This is a genomic window from Fibrobacter sp. (genome assembly GCF_045601785.1).
In the GTDB taxonomy this organism is placed as follows: Bacteria; Fibrobacterota; Fibrobacteria; order Fibrobacterales; family Fibrobacteraceae; genus Fibrobacter.
Genome location: NZ_JAZSAF010000079.1, coordinates 24,961 through 42,319, shown reverse-complemented (window position 1 = coordinate 42,319; position 17,359 = coordinate 24,961). Strand labels below are relative to the sequence as shown.

The following is a 17,359-nucleotide window of genomic DNA, read 5'->3' as shown; positions in this document are numbered from 1 at the left end:
GGTGCCGCAGGAACCCATCAAGGTTCAGGAAGGCAAGTGCTGGGACTTCTTCGTCGATCTCCCGGAATTCGACCGCACCAAGGTCAACAAGAACCTCGTCAAGCAGGCCATGCTCCTCGAACCTCTGTTCGAATTCTCCGGAAGCTGCGCAGGCTGCGGCGAAACCGCTTACGTGCGTCTCGTTTCTCAGCTCTTCGGCGACCGCATGGTTGTCGCCAACGCTACGGGTTGCTCTTCCATTTACGGCGGTAACCTCCCGACCACTCCGTGGGCAAAGAACAAGGAAGGCCGCGGTCCGGCTTGGGCCAACTCCCTCTTCGAAGACAACGCTGAATTCGGTCTCGGTATGCGCCTCGCTATCACGAAGCATGCCAAGCAGGCTCTGAGCCTCCTCGAAGCCGTGAACGTTCCTGCCGAACTCAAGGAAAAGCTCACGACCCAGGACCAGTCCGATGAAGCCGGCATCAAGGCCCAGCGTGAAAACGTCGCCGCCCTGAAGGCAGCGCTTGCCGGTGCTACCGACGACGCATCCGTCAGCCTCCGCGACGAATTCGCCGATTACCTCGTGAAGAAGTCCGTGTGGATCTTCTGTGAGCCGTAGGCGACTCGTCATAACGAGTCGTCGGAGGCGAGAGTGAGCGCCGACCGGAATGCCCTACAAGAGTCTAGCGCGAACGGTCTTCATACTGTGACGGTTGGGCATACGACATCGGTTACGGTGGTCTCGACCACGTGATGGCAACCGGTGAAAACGTGAACATCTGCGTCCTCGATACCGAAGTGTACTCCAACACCGGTGGACAGGCTTCCAAGGCCACGAACCGTGGCGCAGTCGCCCTCTTCGCTGCCGCTGGTAAGCGCGCTGGCAAGAAGGACCTCGGCCTTATCGCCATGAGCTACAAGAACGTTTACGTCGGTCGCATTGCCCTCGGCGCAAACGACGCTCAGGCCCTGAAGGTTCTCCAGGAAGCGGAAGCACACAATGGTCCGTCTCTGATCATCTGCTACTGCCCCTGCATCAACCACGGTTTCGATCTCAACAGCCAGCTTCAGCACCAGAAGATGGCCGTGGATTCCGGTTACTGGACTCTGCTCCGTTACAACCCGGCTCTCGCCGCCGAAGGAAAGGCTCCGCTTATCCTCGACTCCAAGAAGCCGACGATTCCGGTTGCAGAATACATCTACACCGAAAACCGCTACAAGCAGCTCACCCGTAACAATCCGGAAGTGGCCAAGAAGCTCGCCGACGACCTCCAGAAGGAAGTGGACGCCCGCTACGCATTCTATGACGCCATGTCTAAGGATACCGAAGGGCTGATCAGCCTGTAAGAGGTATGAGGTCGGCACTCCGTGCCTTTGGGGTATGAGCTCGCTCGCGATGCTCGCTCTGAGGCATGAGTGAGGCCTAACGGCCTTTGAGGAAAATTAGAACGCCCCGTCACTTAAAAAGTGGCGGGGTGTTTTTTTATTACCCAAAATTACTCTTGCATTCTTTTTGCGGAATTGACAATGTCATCGCATGTTTGAGAATCTAGATAATCAAGGAAACAGATAAATTCAAACATGATGGGGAAATTATGTACCACAGGTTCATCGCGAATAACCACTTTTTCAAGACGATTCGACTGTAGCACAACTATTCTTTCCTTATAGTTTTTGCCTTCCCAATACACATTCGTATCAATTTTATTATTGACACTAAACTCTTCGGTCGAGTAAATCGTACGTTGATTTAAGGCGTAAACCGAATTCAAGCCACTACGGATTGTCATTACGGTTTCTCCCCTTTTATTATTCAGAAAATAGGAGCGCCCCTTATCCCAATGGTCTGCAGAATCAACGCTATAAGACTGGGGAATCTCTATTTCTAGGAAGGAGGTCCTGAACATCTTTGTTTGCTCTTTCCCTTGCACAGACTCTGTTTTTGAGCACGAAAGCAAACAAATAAGGGAAAGAAGAACAAGAATTTCCTTCATTTTTCCAACCTCACTATTTACTCACGGACACATCTTTTATCGAGAAAATTATCTTGTTGCAAATTTCTTCGTCAACAGAATCTGGATAGTAATGAAATTCCGCATACCGAGTTGTAACAATCTTAAAATCCCTTGAGTAATTTCTTGCGGCCAGCACCTTTATTTTCTTTAATCCATGCTCATCTAGCGTATCCAGCTCCCCTACCAACTTGTAATCCGATGACAGGGCATCCTTGCCCGAAAAAAGATGCGAATGCGGGGTCTTATATTCATTCTTAAAATAAAGAATCGCCTTACCGCGAGTATCCTTAATCAAGGCAAAACGGGACAACCTGTTTTCATGCATTTCGACATGCAGATTATAGGGAATCCACAATTTTTCATATTTGTCCTGAAAGACATACCCTTTCTTTAAGTCACAAGATGCGATACCAAGCAACGCGAGTCCCAAAGGGAAAATGGCTACGACCAACGCCCCAACAATTTGAAATATTTTAGCCTTCATACACCCCAAATCATAGAAATTTTCTAGTCGGGGCATATAAATCTCGCAAAGCCAACCATTTTATATGCCCCATAATTACTTTATACACAACAATTTCAGGCGTTTTACGCGAGAAAGGCATATAAATTTCACACTTCACCACAATTTATATGCCCCAGCAGCCCTCAGCAGCAACACAAAAAGCAAAAATTTTCTCAAAAGGGCATATAATTCGGTCACAAAAAACATTTTTATATGCCCATCCCCTAAAAATCGTCAAAAAAAAAATCCGGATGTGCTCGCGGCACCTCCGGACTTTGCATTGTTCTATGAAAAAATCGGCGCTAGACTAACAATATTCTTATACCTGGGCGGTAATGTTAAAGGCCTCGGGATAGGCCTTCGCGGCACATGCATCGCAGAGCACGCGCATGCGGGTCTCGACTCGTTTGTTGTTTACAACACTATAAAGAACGATCTTGATCCGCTAAAGGAAACCTTTATCAAAATCATTAGAGAAGGTCTAGCAAACAAGTCCTTTGACGAAGGTGAATTTGAAGCAGCGAAAAACGCGGGCTTTTACAAGTTCATTGATTTCAATATATTTTAAGAGCTGCTTCACCGTCCTTCCCTGCATCGGCGTTAGGCCTCCAGCCACTTGCAGTTATACAGCTTAGTGGCTACGGTCCCCTTTAGGGGAGATAGCGAGCCTGCGAAGCGTGACCCCTTGGGGCCGAGACTTGCCTAGGCAAAGCCGCGGACACCTCATTTTTTTTCAAAAAAATGAGTTTTTTCGCCTACATCCCTTGACAAGAGCGAATAACCTTTTTATATTTGGCTCGTTCGGTTAGGAAACTAGCTAAACAAAACCACTGGGGTGGTAGCTCAATTTTGGTTAGAGCACCGGCCTGTCACGCCGGAGGTTGCGAGTTCAAGCCTCGTCTATCCCGCGAAAAAAGACCTTCTTTCCAGAAGGTCTTTTTCGTTTTTATATCCTACCCCAAAAATAAAAACGCTGAACCAAGCAGCTCGGTTTAGCGTCCAATCGTTTTAAGAATCTGTTTAGCTATTCGTGGACAATCACATTGTTCAGCGTCTTGCTTTCGACCTTGACGCCGTCCCAGAGGACTGCATCGGCAATGGTGCTGTTCTCAATGACGCATCCGTCACCCACGGCCACATTCGGGCCGATAGTGCTGTTGCTGATCTTTACATTCTTGCCGATGTAGCATGGGGCGATGACCTTGACACCAGGGATGTTGATTGTCGCGCTGTTGTCGTTGCGGTTCAGAACGCGGGCGTTCGTTTCAAGAAGCGTTTCCGCAAGGCCACAGTCAAGCCACTTTTGGACCGGAGCCGTACGGAACTTGCAGCCCTTCTCGATCATCATTTCGAGAGCGTCCGTGAGCTGGAACTCGTTTTTGGTGCGAATGTTGTTATCCATCAGGTACTTGAGCGATTCCTTGAGAACCCTGGAGTCCTTGATGTAGTAGATGCCCACGATGGCTTCGTCCGAGACAAATTCCTGCGGCTTTTCGACCAGGCGGGAAATGCGTCCAGTAGAATCGGTGACGGCCACGCCAAAACGACGCGGGTCTTCAACCTTGTAGGTGTACAGGACGTTCTCATCCATGTTGTTCAGGATCGAGAGGTCGGCTTCAAAGAGTGTGTCGCCCAGGATAATGAGAAGCGGTTCGTCATCGTCGACGAACGGGAGCGCCAAGCTGACGGCTTCGCCCAGACCCTGGGGGTTGGACTGGATGACGGTGCGAGTTGCACCCCAGGACGGACGCTTTTTTAGGAAAGAGTCCACGGCGTCGGCCTTGTAGCCCGTGATGAAAATGGTTTCGACAGGATTCAGTCCGAGAGAATCTTCTACGATCCAATCGATAATGGTCTTGCCTGCTACAGGGAGAAGGCACTTGGGCACATTCTCCGTATAGGGGCGCAAACGAAGACCATTTCCGGCGACGGGAAGAACTATTTTCATTTATATCCAGTCCTCTAACAAGTCCAAAGTAATATTTTGTAAAGATAGAATTTTCTTACAAGATGTCAATGCTATTGCTTACAAAATGACTAATAAATTAATCAAAAGCGTGTAAAGGTGTTTAAAAAAGACCTCCCGTTCTTGGGAGGTCTTCGTGGATGATGCAGGGGTCGAACCTGCGACCCGCTGATTAAGAGTCAGCTGCTCTACCAACTGAGCTAATCATCCATAGTCGCTTGGACGGGCTCAATTATAGAATTAAAAAAAGCTTTTGTCAAGGGATTTTTTGATAAAAAATGCTAAATTCTTTTATATGAGCCCAAATATCAACCGCATGGACACCTACCTGGCTTTTTTAGGAGTGGAGCGGAACCTTTCACCCGCCACCATCCAGAGCTACCAGGAGGACTTGCGGCATTTTACGGGGTGGCTCGACGACAACGGCATCGATCTCAAGGAGCTGACACCCGAAAGGCTTGACGAGTTTCTTCGGCTTACCGCAGGGCAGCAAGACTACTCCCCCACATCGATCGCAAGGCATTTTTCTAGCCTGCGCGGGTTCCTCAAGTACATGCAGAGCCAAGGGGAATACGATTTCAGCACGGAATCGATGCTCGAACGCCCGAAGCTAGGACACTACCTGCCGGAATACCTGACCCGCGAAGAAGTGGACAGCGTCTTTGAGAGTGCCGCCAAGGGCAAGAACGCGCTCCGCGACACAGCCCTGATAGAACTCATGTACAGCGCGGGTCTTCGCATTTCGGAGGCGCTTGGCATCAAGCTTTCGCAGCTGGACTTGGATAACGAGTGGCTTACGCCGATTGGCAAGGGCAACAAGCAGCGGCTTGTTCCGCTGGGCAGTAAGGCAAAGGAAAATCTGAAAAACTGGATCGAGCTTGGCCGCCCACTCACCCACCCGACGACCGACAACATCATCTTGAACATGAAGGGGAAACCCATGAGCCGCATGGGGGCCTGGAAAATTGTTCAGCAGCATACGATGCACCTCTCGAAGCAGGTCTCGCCGCATACGTTCCGGCACAGCTTTGCGACACACTGCCTAGAAGCGGGCATGGACTTGCGCGTGCTGCAGGAGCTGCTGGGGCACGCCGACATCAGCACCACGCAGATCTACACGCATATCGACAAGGAATTTATCAAGCAGGAACACCGGCAGTTCCATCCGAGAGAGATGAGTGGTAAGGGTTTCGGCAAGTGAATTCCTAAAGAAAAAGAACACGGAATTATCCGTGTTCTTTCAAATTTGCACTAAATTTGAAGCTATTACATGTCGCCTTCGAGAACGGCGCGGATTGCGCCCAGCTTTTCGTTGGTTTCTTCGAATTCGCGCTCCGCGTTAGAGGCGGCCACGATACCACCGCCAGCCTGCAGGCTGATGGTCTTGCCCTGTTTCAGGCAGCAGCGGATAGCGATACAGAAATCCAGGTCGCCGTCACTTTCGATGTAGCCCACGGCACCGGCATAGAAGCGGCGCTTGACTTTTTCGAGTCCGGAAAGGATTTCGATGGCGCTGATTTTAGGAGCTCCGCTGACGGTACCTGCCGGGAAGCTGGAACGCAGCACTTCGATGGACTTCTTGCTCTTGGAGACGCGGCCCTGCACATCGGAAACCAGGTGGATGACGTGGCTGAACTTTTCGCATTCCATGTACTTGGTGGTTTCGACGGTGCCGGCTTCGCAGACGCGACCGAGGTCGTTGCGGGCCAAGTCCACGAGCATCAGGTGCTCGGCGCGTTCCTTGGGGTCGCCCTTCAGGTTGTTCATGAGCTGCTCGTCTTCGGCTTCGTCCTTGCCGCGGCGGCGCGTACCGGCGATGGGGTGAATCGTCGCAATGCCTTCGCGAACGCGCACCAGGCTTTCGGGCGATGCGCCGATGAACTGGTGCGTGCCGTAGTCGAGATAGAACATGTAGGGCGACGGGTTCACGGTGCGGAGCCTGCGGTAGATGTCGAGCGCTTCGATGTCGCTTGCGAACTGCACGCGGCGAGACGGGACCGCCTGCACGATATCGCCTGCGACAATGTGCTTCTGGAGCTCGGCGACCTTTTCGGTGTATTCCTTGCGGGACTTTTCCAGATCGGTCATGGTGATGCCCTTGCCGTACTGCGGTTCGGGAGCAAGGTAGCTGAAGTCCAGGTCGGCCAGGCGCGACTTTACCTTCTCGATAGCCGCCTTCAAGTCGATCTGATGTTCCTCGTAGTTCAACGCGAACAGGTGAAGCTTTTCGGTGAAGTGATCGAATACGATGTAGATGTGACCCACCAGGAATTCCGCTTCGGGAATGTTGAGTTCGTCCACCTGCGGCGCGAGGCGGATGGTATCGCAGCGGGCGCAGAATTCGTAGCCAAGATAGCCCACGCCCGAAGAAGGAATGGGAATCTGGTTAGGCGGCACCGTGTTTTCGGCAGAGATCATCAGGAGCGCGTCAAGAATGTCGCCTTCACCTTCCTTGAGGAAGGTGGATTCCTTGCCGTCGACCACGATGCTCACGTCCTTGTCGTTCTGGCGCAGGCGGAAGCCCTCGTCCACCATCAAGGTGGAATAGCGGCTGCGGCCGTGTGAGAAGCTAGCCGATTCAAAGATGGCCTTTGCGCCTAGTTTCTTGCCGAGCGAAAACGGGGTGTAGCGTTCACCGGGAAGCGCCACGTAGATGCTATCGGTGCGGGGTTCGTAGCTGGGCTGTTCTGTAATGTGCCTAATGTTCGTTGTCATTTTGATCCTCTGGTTTTAAAAAGGTTTGGGGTATGAGGTCGCTCGCAAGCTCGCTTTGAGGTTTAATGAATTGACATCTCAAGAGCAACGAGGGCTATATCCATTCTGTTTAAACTTTTGCGTTCCTTGGTTTAGGGTTCCGCAAAGGCTTTTTGTTACCGGAGGATTTTCAGAATTTAAAAAGAAAGACCTCCGTGAGTCCGGAAGCCTTTGCTTAAAATCTTGGGTGATTTGCGACAAATACCGGGCTCTATGTCAGAGTCCGCGCCACCAACGACGGTTCAGGGTTGCACATGTCACAAAGTTCATCATATCGCAAAAATACCAAAGCGAAATGGGGTTGGCAAGGGGGTCGCCTAAAAAAAGTGCTTTTTTACCATTTTGGGCAACCCCACTCCCCCTGCTTATTTAATCTTCCCGACCACCCGCTTGGCATCGGCCATGGCACGAACCACGAGAGATGCTCCGTTCGCACAGTCACCCACGGCGTAAATGTGGCGGGACGGATCGGGAATGATGGCTGTCCTTGGGGTCAGCTGCAACCCCAGATCGTTCACGATGCCATCGGCGGGAACACCGGTAAAGCCCATCGCGAGCACCACAAGGTCGGCTTCGATGATCTCGGTCGTGTTCGGGACTTCGGTCGGCTTGAGCGGCTTACCTAGCGGAGACATTTCCCATTCGACACGGACTGCCTCGACTCCAGCGACCTTGCCGTCCTTGACGATGAACTGCTTGGAAGAGACGTTCCAGCGGCGTTCGCCCCCTTCGTGGTGCGCGTAGCTGGTGCGCAGCATGTAGGGCCAGTCGGGCCACGGCGTCGAAGGAGAGCGGGTCTCGGGGGGCTTTGGCATGAATTCCACCTGGAGCACGCTCTTGCAGCCTTCGCGGATCGACTTGCCCACGCAGTCGTTGCCGGTATCGCCACCGCCAATCACCAGGACCTTCTTGCCCTTCGCGCTGAAGCGTTCTGGATTCTTCTCGTCGGGCATTTCGGCGCCGTGCAAGAAGTCGAGTGCCAGGTAGATGCCTTCGGCTTCGCGGCCAGGAATCTTCAGGTCGCGAGCGTTCGGGGTGCCGATGGCGAGAACGACTTCATCGTAGTTCTTGTGGATGTATTCGGCCGAAATGTCCTTGCCGATTTCGGTGCTGCAGACAAACTTGATGCCGGCGGCTTCGAGGAGCGCCACGCGGCGGTCGATGATCTGCTTTTCAAGTTTCCAGTTCGGGATGCCGTAACGCAGAAGCCCGCCGACCTTTTCGCGCTTTTCGTAAACGGTGACGGCGTATCCCTTGCGGCGCAGTGCTTCAGCGGCGAAAAGCCCCGCAGGACCAGAACCGATGACAGCCGCGGTCCTGCCATTTGATTCTGCGGCGGGGAGACTCACCCACCCTTCCTCGAAGGCGGTCTCGATCATGAACTTTTCGACCTGGCGCACCATGACAGCGTCGTCGTTCAGGTTGCGCGTGCAGCACGATTCGCAGAGCGCCGGGCAGACGCGGCCCGTGAATTCCGGGAAGAAGGCCGTTTTGGAGATAATGTCGTAGCCCTTGCGGATGTCGCCTGCGGCGACGGCCGTGTTGAATTCGGGAACCAGGTTTCCCAATGGACATCCGGCACCGTGACAGAACGGAATGCCGCAATCGGAGCAGCGCGATGCCTGCGCCATGATTTCGGTCGGGAAGAACTTGCGTTCGACTTCCTTGGTGTCCTTGATGCGTTCATCGACTGGACGGTATACATCTTCGATACGATTGATTTGCGTCATAATTCAGTCCTTTCCGATTATTTGCTTGCCTGGTGTGCCAAAAGTGCGTGTCTGTATTCCACGGGGACCACCTTCACGAACTTCGGACGTTCGCTGTTCCAGTTGTCCAGGATGTGCTGCCCCTTGACACTGTTCGTGGCGGCAACGTGTTCGCGGATGATGCCGAGCAGTTCCGATTCACTGTCGGTTCCGGGCAGCACGCTTTCAAGGTCGACCGATTCAACATTACAGCTCAGGTCGAAGTGGCCCGTTTCGTCGTAGACGTAGGCGAAACCGCCCGTCATACCGGCGGCGAAGTTCACGCCGACGCGGCCGAGCACCACTACGCGACCACCGGTCATGTATTCGCAACCATGGTCACCAACGCCTTCGCTGACCAGGAGCATACCCGAGTTGCGGATACCGAAGCGTTCACCGGCGAGTCCGTTGATGAACACCTTGCCAGATGTGCCACCGTAACCGATGACGTTACCGGCGATGACGTTGTCTTCTGCCTTGAAAGTGGCGTTGTGAGACGGACGAACGACAATTTTACCACCAGAAAGGCCCTTGCCCATGAAGTCGTTGGCTTCGCCTTCGAGGTCGAGCGTGACACCCGGAGCAAGGAATGCGCCCAAGCTCTGACCGGCGACACCCTGCAGGTGGATCTTGATGGTGTCTTCGGGGAGACCCTTCACGCCGAAGCGTTCGTCGACTTCGCCCGAAAGTTCCGTACCCACGGTGCGGTCCACGTTGTGGATCATGGCGCAGAGTTCCACCGGAGAACCCTTCTCGAGGGTTTCCTTGACGAACGGGAGGATTTCCTTGCGGTCGAAGTTCTCGAGAGAATCCTTCACATAGGCTGTGTCGAATTTCTTGACATGCGTCTTGCCGTCGTGAGCATCAACAGACGAGAAGATCTTGCTGAAGTCGAGGCGCTTTGCCTTGTAGAATTCAATCGCTCGGTTCATGTCGAGCAAGTCGGAACGACCGCAGGCTTCGTCGAGGCTCTTGAGACCAAGCTGAGCCAGGATTTCGCGGACTTCGTCGGCGATGAAGTAGAGGAAGTTTTCCACGTATTCGGGCTTGCCCTTGAAGTGCTTGCGCAGTTCGCTGTCCTGCGTGGCAAGACCCATGGGGCACTGGTTCGTATGGCACTTGCGGTCCATGATACAGCCGAGGCTTACCAACAGGTTCGTGGCAAAGCCGAATTCTTCGGCACCGAGGAGGGCGGCAATCACCACGTCACGGCCCGTCTTGAGCTGACCATCGACCTGGAGCTTGACACGGCCGCGAAGGTCGTTGAGTACCAGGGTCTGTTCCGCTTCGGCAATGCCGAGTTCCCACGGAAGACCAGCATGTTTGATGGAGGTTAGCGGAGATGCTCCCGTACCGCCATCGTGGCCAGAAATCAGCACCACGTCGGCGTGAGCCTTGGCCACACCGGCGGCAACCGTGCCGACACCCACTTCGGATACGAGCTTCACGGAGACACGTGCCTTCGGGTTGGCGTTGCGCAGGTCGTAAATCAGCTGCGCAAGGTCTTCGATGGAGTAAATGTCATGGTGCGGCGGCGGAGAAATCAGGGAAACGTTCGGAATGCTGTGGCGGATACGAGCCACGAATTCGTTCACCTTGTGAGCCGGTAGCTGCCCGCCTTCGCCGGGCTTGGCTCCCTGCGCCATCTTGATCTGCAAGTCCTTTGCGTGGCGCAGGTAGTCAATCGTGACGCCAAAGCGTCCCGAAGCTACCTGGCGGATGGCGCTGCTGCGGACATCGCCGTTCGGTGCAGGGGTGTTACGATCGGGGTCTTCTCCACCTTCACCGCAGTTGCTCATGGCGCCGTTTCTGTTCATAGCAATAGCGATGGCCTCGTGGGCTTCGGGGCTCAAGGAGCCTAGGCTCATGGCTCCTGCCACAAAATGATGCACGATCGACTGTCGGCTTTCGACTTCGGAAATGTCGATCGGAGTCGTTTCCTTGAACTTGAAGAGACCACGCAGCGTGCAAAGGCGTTCGGACTGGTTGTCGATTAGGCTCGAGTATTCCTTAAACTTGTCGTAATTGCTGCCCTGCACGGCCTGACGGAATGCTGCCAGGGACTGCGGAGTCCACAGGTGGCGTTCGCCTTCCTTGCGGTACTTGTACTGGCCCCCTTCCTTGAGGATCGGGCTTGCATCACGGAGCGACACATTGTTGCGAGCGTCAACTTCCCTTGCGATTTCTTCGAGACCGATACCTTCGATGCGGCTTGCTGTTCCCGGCAGGAACTTTTCGATGAGTTCCTGGTTCAGGCCCACCGCTTCAAAAATCTGGGCGCTGCGGTAGCTGCGGAGCGTAGAGATACCCATCTTCGACATAATCTTCAGAAGCCCCTTGTCGACGGCCTTGACATAGTTCGCGGCAGCTGTCACCGGGTCTACACCAAGTTCACCGGAATGGCACATGGCAGAAATGCTCTGGAAGGCAAGGTAGGGGTTGATGACCGTAGCGCCGTAACCGAGCAACAGGGCGAAATGCATGACTTCGCGGACTTCGCCGGACTGAACGATCAGGCCGATTTCTGGGCGAACGCCCGCTTCGACGAGGGCGCGGTTCACGCTGGCGGTAGCGAGCAGCGAAGGAATAGGTACATAGCCCCAGTCGATGTTCTTGTCCGTGAGCACGATGATGTTGAAGCCATCCTGGACAGCGCGCACGGCATCGCCCGAAAGCTTCTGCAAGGCTTCTTCGAGCACGGCACCGTCGCCACCCATCGGGAACTGCATCTTCAAATCCTTCGCCTTGAAGCTCTTGTCGCCAATGTTTTCGAAGTGGCGGATTTCGTCTTCTGTCACGATCGGGCGCGGAATCTTGATCAGGTGGGCCTGTTCCGGAGTTTCCTCGAGAATATTGCCGTGGTTGCCGATGTAGGTCGTAAGGCTCATCACGAGCTCTTCGCGGATCGGGTCGATCGGCGGGTTCGTCACCTGGGCGAACAGCTGCTTAAAGTAGTTGAACAGCGGCTGCGGCTTGTCGGAAAGTACGGCGAGGGCGGCGTCGTTACCCATGGAGCCGATGGGTTCTGCACCGTTCTTTGCCATGGGTTCGAGGATAATCTTCAGGTCTTCGGCAGAGTAGCCGAAGCGTTTCTGTTGCACGAGCAGGTCGTCAGGGACGTCAGACGGGTTGATTTCGCTGAACAAACCGCGGACGCTCATCTTGTTTTCGGCGACCCAGCGGCGGTAAGGCTTGGCTCTTGCCACCAAAGCCTTCATTTCGGCGTTCTTCAAGATGCGGTGGTTTTCGATATCCAGATAGATGATTTCACCGGGCTTCAGTCTCCCCTTCTCTTCGACATCGGCATCGTTCAAGTCGAGAACGCCCGTTTCAGATGCCATTACGAAGAGACCGTCTTTACATAAAGTGTAACGTGCCGGTCTCAGACCGTTTCTATCGAGGATTGCGCCTGCGTTCACGCCGTCGGTAAAAGCGACGGCGGCGGGGCCGTCCCACGGTTCCATCAGCATGGATTCGTATTCGAAGAATCCGCGGACATCGCGGCCCAGGTAATGCTTCTGGCCCCAGGCCTGCGGCATGAGCATCATCATTGCATGCGGGAGGCTACGGCCCGCTGCAACGAGGAGCTCAAACATGTTGTCAAGGCAGGCGGAGTCGCTCTGCCCCGAGGGAATCAGCGGCAAAAGCTTCTGAAGGTCATCGCCGATGATATCGCTCTTGAGGTGCGGTTCGCGAGACTTTAAGCTGTTCAGGTTGCCGCGAAGCGTGTTGATTTCACCGTTGTGTGCCAGGTAGCGGAACGGATGTGCGAGCTTCCAGGTCGGGAAAGTGTTGGTCGAATAGCGCTGGTGGACCAGGGCTATCGGTGATTCAAAATCGAGGTCGTTCAAGTCGGCGTAGAAATCTTCAATCTGGCTTGCGAGCAGAAGACCCTTGTAGACAATCGTACGCTGGGAGCAGCTGCAGATATAAATGTCCTGCACCGCCTTTTCGATTAAGCGGCGAAGCACATACAGCTTGATTTCAAAGGCGTTGTCGTTTTCAAAAGAAGAACCGTCGAAGAAGAACTGGCGGATATGCGGCAAGGTTTCGCGTGCCGTGCGACCGATGGCAGCTGCATTGACCGGGACTTCGCGGACTTTCAGAAGCTGAATGCCTTCGGATGCGGCAATTTCCTTGATCTTTGCGTCAAATGCGTCGGCAGCGACTGTATTTTCGAGGAATGCCATGGCGACACCATAACGGGCCGGCAGATCGGCATAGACCTTGCGGAAGAACTTGTGCGGCATCGAAAGCAAAAGACCCGCACCGTCACCAGTTTCCGGGTCTCCACCTGCTGCACCGCGGTGCATGAGTCTCTTAAGAACAGTAATGCCCTGCAGCACAATCTGGTGCGAGGCGACATTATTGATATTTGCGACCAGGCCGACGCCGCAGGCGTCGTGTTCGTTTCTCGGGTCGTAAAGAGCTTGTGCGTTCATATAATTCCTTTTCTCACATTTTTGTTTTTCCCGCCGTTATATGCAAAAAATGTGCCAATCCTGTAAAAAGCCGCGTCAATTATTGAAAAATGGGTAAAAAATGTAAAAGCGCGCAGTTCTTTAATCTAAAAAGAAGCTTTACGATTACATTTTGTGAAAACTTGTTGAGGTTGTTTTACGATTTCCGTAAACACCGGAGTTGTGTTCTTTGGGAATCCTGCATTTGCCACAAGACATAGATTAAAGTATCTTGGAGTATGTAAGCTTAAATGAAAAATATGGATTCTCTTGTAGACATTTTCGAATTGCAGGGCAAGAACCGCTGGGCAGTTGCAAGGACTTCTGCCAAGGAGCGCGCCGAAAAACTCTTGCGGCTTCGCAAGGTGATTGTCAGGCGTCAGCAAGAATTCTACGATGCCGTTTGGCAAGATTTCCATAAGCCTAGGACCGAAGCGTGGCTCAGCGAAGTGTTCCCGACGCTCCAGGAAATCGACTATGCGATCAACCACTTGCCGGAATGGATGGAAGATAAGGATGGTAGCTGGAGCTTCGTCTTTCCCTTGAACCGGAGCCGCAGCCATTTTGAGCCCAAGGGGCGCGTGCTAGTCATGTCCCCTTGGAACTATCCTTTTTTGCTGTTCATATCGCCCATTGTCGCCGCGATTTCGGCAGGCAATGTCGTCATCGCAAAGCCTAGCCACAAGACTCCACGCGTAAGCCTGTTTCTTGAGTCACTCGTCGCCGAAGTCTTTGACAAAAGTGAGGTCGCTGTCGTGCAGGGGGCTGGCGCCGAAATCGGTGACCGCCTCTTGGAACTCCCCTTCGATCATGTATTCTTTACCGGAAGCCCCAAGGTGGGTTCCCATGTGGCAGAACTTGCCGCCAAGATCCACGCGGGAGTCACGCTGGAACTTGGCGGAAAATCCCCGGTCGTCATCTTGCCCGATACAAAAGTCGAAGATGCCGCCAAAAAGATCGCCTGGGGAAAATGCCTAAACGCAGGTCAAACTTGCATCGCACCCGACTATATCCTCTGCCCGCAGAATCTAGTTCAGCCGCTTGCCGCTGCAATCCAGAAGAGTATTCAGAAAATGTACGGTGAAACGGACGCGGATCGCCGCCGTAATAAAAATTTCGTCCACATCATCGACCGCAATGCCGTCAAACGCCACTGGGCGCTCGTTGATGAAGCAGTCTCCAGGGGCGCCACCTTGTTCTTTGGCGGAGACTTTACTGCAGAGGACATCGAAAACCGCTACTCGCCCGCCACGGTCCTTACGGATGTCACCGCCGAGATGGACGTCATGAAAGAGGAAATTTTCGGTCCCATCCTCCCCGTTGTCGCCTACGAGTCGCTTGACGATGCCGTCCGTTTCATTCAGTCAAGGCCCAAGCCGCTTGCGCTCTATGTCTTCGGGAAAAAACAGAAACAGATTGATGCAATCGTGTCTGGGACTTCGTCGGGCTCCACCTGCGTCAACCACTGCATCTTGCAGATTGAAAATCTCTCGGTTCCCTTCGGTGGTGTCGGCATGAGCGGCACCGGGAATTACCATGGATTTTACGGTTTCAAGACATTTAGCCACGAAAGGAACATCATGGAACAGGGCGGATTCGACTCGATGAAAGTCTTCTACCCGCCCTACCACAGCGCAGAAGACAAGCGCCTGCGCGCCAAGATTCAAAGGTTCGCCAAGAAGATCCTTGGATTTAAAAACCAAGGATCTAAGCCTTAGCCTTCTTGCTCTTGGCGATGGCGTCTTTTGCCAGCTGGTCGACCAGCTCGTTCCACTTGACGCCCGTATGGGCCGCCACCTTTTCGAACTTCACTCGGTGCAAATAGGGCTGCGCCGCCGCCACGTAGCGCTTGGCAATATTGCTCTTGGCCTGCCACTCCCCTTTTGCCCAGCGGGCAATACCTTCGTAGTCGTGGCAGATGACGCCGCTCTTGTCGTGGGCATCGAGCCATTTCATCGCCTGGAAAGAGGCCATCACTTCGCCATCGATGTTTCGGCTTTCAGCGTCGAATGCCGTGATTCCTGCGCCGCGGGCAATTTCCTTGTCGTTTTCGGTAACGACAAACGCCCAGCCAGATTTCGGGAAGTCGGGTGTAAAGGATCCGTCTACAAAAACACGTAAACCATCAGGAACTGGAGCTTCGATTCCGGATATCCAGGCTTCCGCTTCGGCACGGGTTGCAAACGACTTAAACAGCACTCCCTTCACGCCGTGGGTCAATTTTTCACATTCGGCCCAGGTCATTACAATTTTACTTTCTTCAGGGCTCTTTATCGCATAGAATTTCTGTTTCGGCATGCCCTAAATTTAGTATATTGTAGGGTGAATTTGTACTGGAGTCCCCGTGAAGCCGTCACCGTATTTTACAGATCGTTTTCGCTACTTTTTTAAGCGGTTCAGCAGCAAGGAATCTTTATTCCGCTGGTTTCTGAAACAGGCAGGCGAAGACTCCGGTGCGTTCGACTTTCCCTCTGCACTCAAGGGCAACCCGAAGACAATCATCTTTTTGGCTCGCGACATGGAACGCTCCGCATCGTTCATGCACAATATGCCCGATTCATTCTTCAAGAATGTTCTCCTTTGTGCCCACGAATCGCTCCACGCGGTCATCTCCGCAAAACGGGCGACGGCGATCTACTACAGCGACCTGGAATGCCGCTACGGCGAATCCGCCTTCGAAGACATGGAGCAGAAGATTCGCGCCTACGGGGCGAAGGTCTGCATTTACCTAGGAGATGCATTCCTGCCTAGGCTTTACCTTGCGAAAGTTTCCGGTGCGAATTGCCGCATCGGTTTTGTGAGCGAAAACTGCTACCCCTTCCTGAACCTGAGCCTGCATCCCGACAAGTCGAGCGAGGCAGCCCTGATTTGCCAATACTACGGGGTCAAGTGATGCAGAAAGGGTATTCCACCATCATCACCGAAAGTGGCGGCTATGCAGACCTGCATATGCACACCAAGCTTTCTGACGGAACACTTTCGGTCGAGGAGCTTCTCTCGCTGTGCAAGCGAAAGGGACTTCGCTGCATTTCCATTACCGACCACGACAACCTAGACAGTTACAACCTGGCCGTTGAACCTGCCAAGGAAATCGGGCTCGAAATCATCCCGGGTATCGAAATTTCTGCTGTATGGGAAGGCAAGGACATCCACATCTTGGGCTACTACTGCGACCCGACGAACCTCGCTCTCAATATGGAGCTGCAGGATTTCGCAAAACAGCGCATCATTCGTGCGAAGGCGATTATCAAGAAGTTGAACGCGCTCGGAATCGACATCACCTACGAAAAGGTGGTTTCCTACTGCAAGGGAAAGGTTATCGGACGCCCGCACATCGCCATGTCGATGGTCGACGAGGAATACATCTCAAACTTCTCGGAAGCCTTTACCAAGTATTTGGGGGACGGCTGCGTTGCCTTTGTCGAAAAGAAGGGCCTGAACCCCCAGCAGACGATCAAGCTGATCGAAAACGCCGGTGGTATCGCGGTACTCGCCCACCCCTACAAGTCGGGGCTTAGCGACGAGTTTATCGAGAGCATGGTCGAATGGGGTGTGCAGGGAATCGAAGTCTACAGCCCGGCACAGAAGGGTGCGGTCGGCCGCAAATACAAGGAAATGGCCCAGAGGTTTGGACTCGTAGGGACTGGCGGAAGCGACTTCCACACCGAAGCGGGCACCTACCCTCCCAACTGCATGAAGATGCCCTACTCCGTCGTGAACGCCCTCCGCGAACGGCGCGAAAAGTTGAGAGCGGAATGGTACTAAAGAGAGTAGGAAGTAGACAGTAAGCAGTGGTTGGGCATGAGGTCGCGGCTTTGCCGCTTTGAGGTATGAGGTGTGAGGAATTAGAGATTTGGAAAAAACAATGAATAATGAAGAATTAAGAATTAAAAATGGTGGAATGAATGCTAAAAGTTCATTTTTCTTTT

13 protein-coding genes, 2 tRNA genes and 1 pseudogene are annotated in these 17,359 nt (G+C 53.4%); 8 read left to right on the top strand and 8 right to left on the bottom strand.

Annotated elements, in window-relative coordinates; translation table 11 throughout:
• Together ACKI61_RS12425 and ACKI61_RS12420 are read left to right on the top strand one after the other, a co-directional pair.
• Window positions 1-601: pseudogene (locus tag ACKI61_RS12425) on the top strand (pyruvate:ferredoxin (flavodoxin) oxidoreductase); the annotation flags it as partial.
• Window positions 602-735: 134 nt separating this feature from the next.
• Window positions 736-1,329: a hypothetical protein gene (locus ACKI61_RS12420; protein WP_083579529.1), complete on the top strand. Its 594-nt coding sequence runs from the start codon at window positions 736-738 to the stop codon at window positions 1,327-1,329.
• Between the two features lie 149 nt (window positions 1,330-1,478).
• Here ACKI61_RS12420 and ACKI61_RS12415 read toward each other — a convergent pair whose 3' ends face one another.
• Window positions 1,479-1,976 (bottom strand): hypothetical protein, encoded by a 498-nt coding sequence (locus ACKI61_RS12415; RefSeq protein WP_407458001.1) that lies wholly within the window; start codon window positions 1,974-1,976, stop codon window positions 1,479-1,481.
• Between the two features lie 13 nt (window positions 1,977-1,989).
• Entirely contained in the window at window positions 1,990-2,481 is a 492-nt protein-coding gene (locus ACKI61_RS12410; RefSeq protein WP_407458000.1) for a hypothetical protein, read from the bottom strand.
• Window positions 2,482-2,545: 64 nt separating this feature from the next.
• On the opposite strand from ACKI61_RS12410, the gene ACKI61_RS12405 reads away from it, so the two are divergent.
• Together ACKI61_RS12405 and ACKI61_RS12400 are read left to right on the top strand one after the other, a co-directional pair.
• Window positions 2,546-3,070, top strand: a complete 525-nt coding sequence (locus ACKI61_RS12405; RefSeq protein WP_407457999.1) for a hypothetical protein — start codon at window positions 2,546-2,548, stop codon at window positions 3,068-3,070.
• Window positions 3,071-3,334: 264 nt separating this feature from the next.
• Window positions 3,335-3,410, top strand: a tRNA-Asp gene (locus ACKI61_RS12400).
• 116 nt (window positions 3,411-3,526) lie between these two features.
• Here the strand turns inward: ACKI61_RS12400 and ACKI61_RS12395 are convergent.
• A complete protein-coding gene (locus ACKI61_RS12395; RefSeq protein ID WP_407457998.1) occupies window positions 3,527-4,450 on the bottom strand; it encodes a sugar phosphate nucleotidyltransferase in 924 nt (307 codons plus the stop codon).
• 155 nt (window positions 4,451-4,605) lie between these two features.
• Window positions 4,606-4,678: transfer RNA gene (locus ACKI61_RS12390), tRNA-Lys, on the bottom strand.
• 85 nt (window positions 4,679-4,763) lie between these two features.
• Here ACKI61_RS12390 and ACKI61_RS12385 point away from each other — a divergent pair.
• On the top strand, window positions 4,764-5,669 hold the full coding sequence (locus ACKI61_RS12385; protein ID WP_407457997.1) for a tyrosine recombinase: 906 nt from the start codon (window positions 4,764-4,766) through the stop codon (window positions 5,667-5,669).
• A 65-nt stretch (window positions 5,670-5,734) separates the two neighbouring features.
• Here the strand turns inward: ACKI61_RS12385 and ACKI61_RS12380 are convergent, their stop codons facing one another.
• The 3 genes from ACKI61_RS12380 to gltB form a co-directional block, all read right to left on the bottom strand.
• Window positions 5,735-7,183, bottom strand: a complete 1,449-nt coding sequence (locus ACKI61_RS12380; protein ID WP_407457996.1) for an anthranilate synthase component I family protein — start codon at window positions 7,181-7,183, stop codon at window positions 5,735-5,737.
• A 404-nt stretch (window positions 7,184-7,587) separates the two neighbouring features.
• Complete coding sequence (locus ACKI61_RS12375) at window positions 7,588-8,952, bottom strand: glutamate synthase subunit beta (RefSeq protein WP_407457995.1); 1,365 nt, start codon at window positions 8,950-8,952, stop codon at window positions 7,588-7,590.
• Between the two features lie 17 nt (window positions 8,953-8,969).
• Window positions 8,970-13,412: a glutamate synthase large subunit gene (gene gltB, locus ACKI61_RS12370; RefSeq protein WP_407457994.1), complete on the bottom strand. Its 4,443-nt coding sequence runs from the start codon at window positions 13,410-13,412 to the stop codon at window positions 8,970-8,972.
• A gap of 278 nt (window positions 13,413-13,690) precedes the next feature.
• Here gltB and ACKI61_RS12365 point away from each other — a divergent pair, with 278 nt between their 5' ends.
• Window positions 13,691-15,148, top strand: a complete 1,458-nt coding sequence (locus tag ACKI61_RS12365) for an aldehyde dehydrogenase family protein (RefSeq protein ID WP_407457993.1) — start codon at window positions 13,691-13,693, stop codon at window positions 15,146-15,148.
• Here ACKI61_RS12365 and ACKI61_RS12360 read toward each other — a convergent pair.
• Window positions 15,138-15,728, bottom strand: a complete 591-nt coding sequence (locus ACKI61_RS12360) for a viroplasmin family protein (RefSeq protein WP_407457992.1) — start codon at window positions 15,726-15,728, stop codon at window positions 15,138-15,140. The two genes, ACKI61_RS12365 and ACKI61_RS12360, sit on opposite strands and share 11 nt — an antisense overlap.
• 46 nt (window positions 15,729-15,774) lie before the next feature.
• On the opposite strand from ACKI61_RS12360, the gene ACKI61_RS12355 reads away from it, so the two are divergent.
• Window positions 15,775-16,323 carry a hypothetical protein gene (locus ACKI61_RS12355; protein WP_407457991.1) on the top strand — a complete coding sequence of 183 codons (549 nt, stop codon included), beginning with the start codon at window positions 15,775-15,777 and terminating at the stop codon, window positions 16,321-16,323.
• Window positions 16,323-17,195 (top strand): PHP domain-containing protein, encoded by an 873-nt coding sequence (locus tag ACKI61_RS12350; protein WP_407457990.1) that lies wholly within the window; start codon window positions 16,323-16,325, stop codon window positions 17,193-17,195. Before ACKI61_RS12355 ends, ACKI61_RS12350 begins: the two co-directional genes overlap by 1 nt.
• The last annotated feature ends 164 nt before the right edge of the window (window positions 17,196-17,359 follow it).

Coding starts and splice junctions, on each gene's coding strand:
- ACKI61_RS12420 (WP_083579529.1), top strand. CDS start 736: ATGGCAACCGGTGAAAACGTGAACATCTGCGTCCTCGATACCGAAGTG.
- ACKI61_RS12415 (WP_407458001.1), bottom strand. CDS start 1,976: ATGAAGGAAATTCTTGTTCTTCTTTCCCTTATTTGTTTGCTTTCGTGC.
- ACKI61_RS12410 (WP_407458000.1), bottom strand. CDS start 2,481: ATGAAGGCTAAAATATTTCAAATTGTTGGGGCGTTGGTCGTAGCCATT.
- ACKI61_RS12405 (WP_407457999.1), top strand. CDS start 2,546: ATGCCCCATAATTACTTTATACACAACAATTTCAGGCGTTTTACGCGA.
- ACKI61_RS12395 (WP_407457998.1), bottom strand. CDS start 4,450: ATGAAAATAGTTCTTCCCGTCGCCGGAAATGGTCTTCGTTTGCGCCCC.
- ACKI61_RS12385 (WP_407457997.1), top strand. CDS start 4,764: ATGAGCCCAAATATCAACCGCATGGACACCTACCTGGCTTTTTTAGGA.
- ACKI61_RS12380 (WP_407457996.1), bottom strand. CDS start 7,183: ATGACAACGAACATTAGGCACATTACAGAACAGCCCAGCTACGAACCC.
- ACKI61_RS12375 (WP_407457995.1), bottom strand. CDS start 8,952: ATGACGCAAATCAATCGTATCGAAGATGTATACCGTCCAGTCGATGAA.
- gltB (WP_407457994.1), bottom strand. CDS start 13,412: ATGAACGCACAAGCTCTTTACGACCCGAGAAACGAACACGACGCCTGC.
- ACKI61_RS12365 (WP_407457993.1), top strand. CDS start 13,691: ATGGATTCTCTTGTAGACATTTTCGAATTGCAGGGCAAGAACCGCTGG.
- ACKI61_RS12360 (WP_407457992.1), bottom strand. CDS start 15,728: ATGCCGAAACAGAAATTCTATGCGATAAAGAGCCCTGAAGAAAGTAAA.
- ACKI61_RS12350 (WP_407457990.1), top strand. CDS start 16,323: ATGCAGAAAGGGTATTCCACCATCATCACCGAAAGTGGCGGCTATGCA.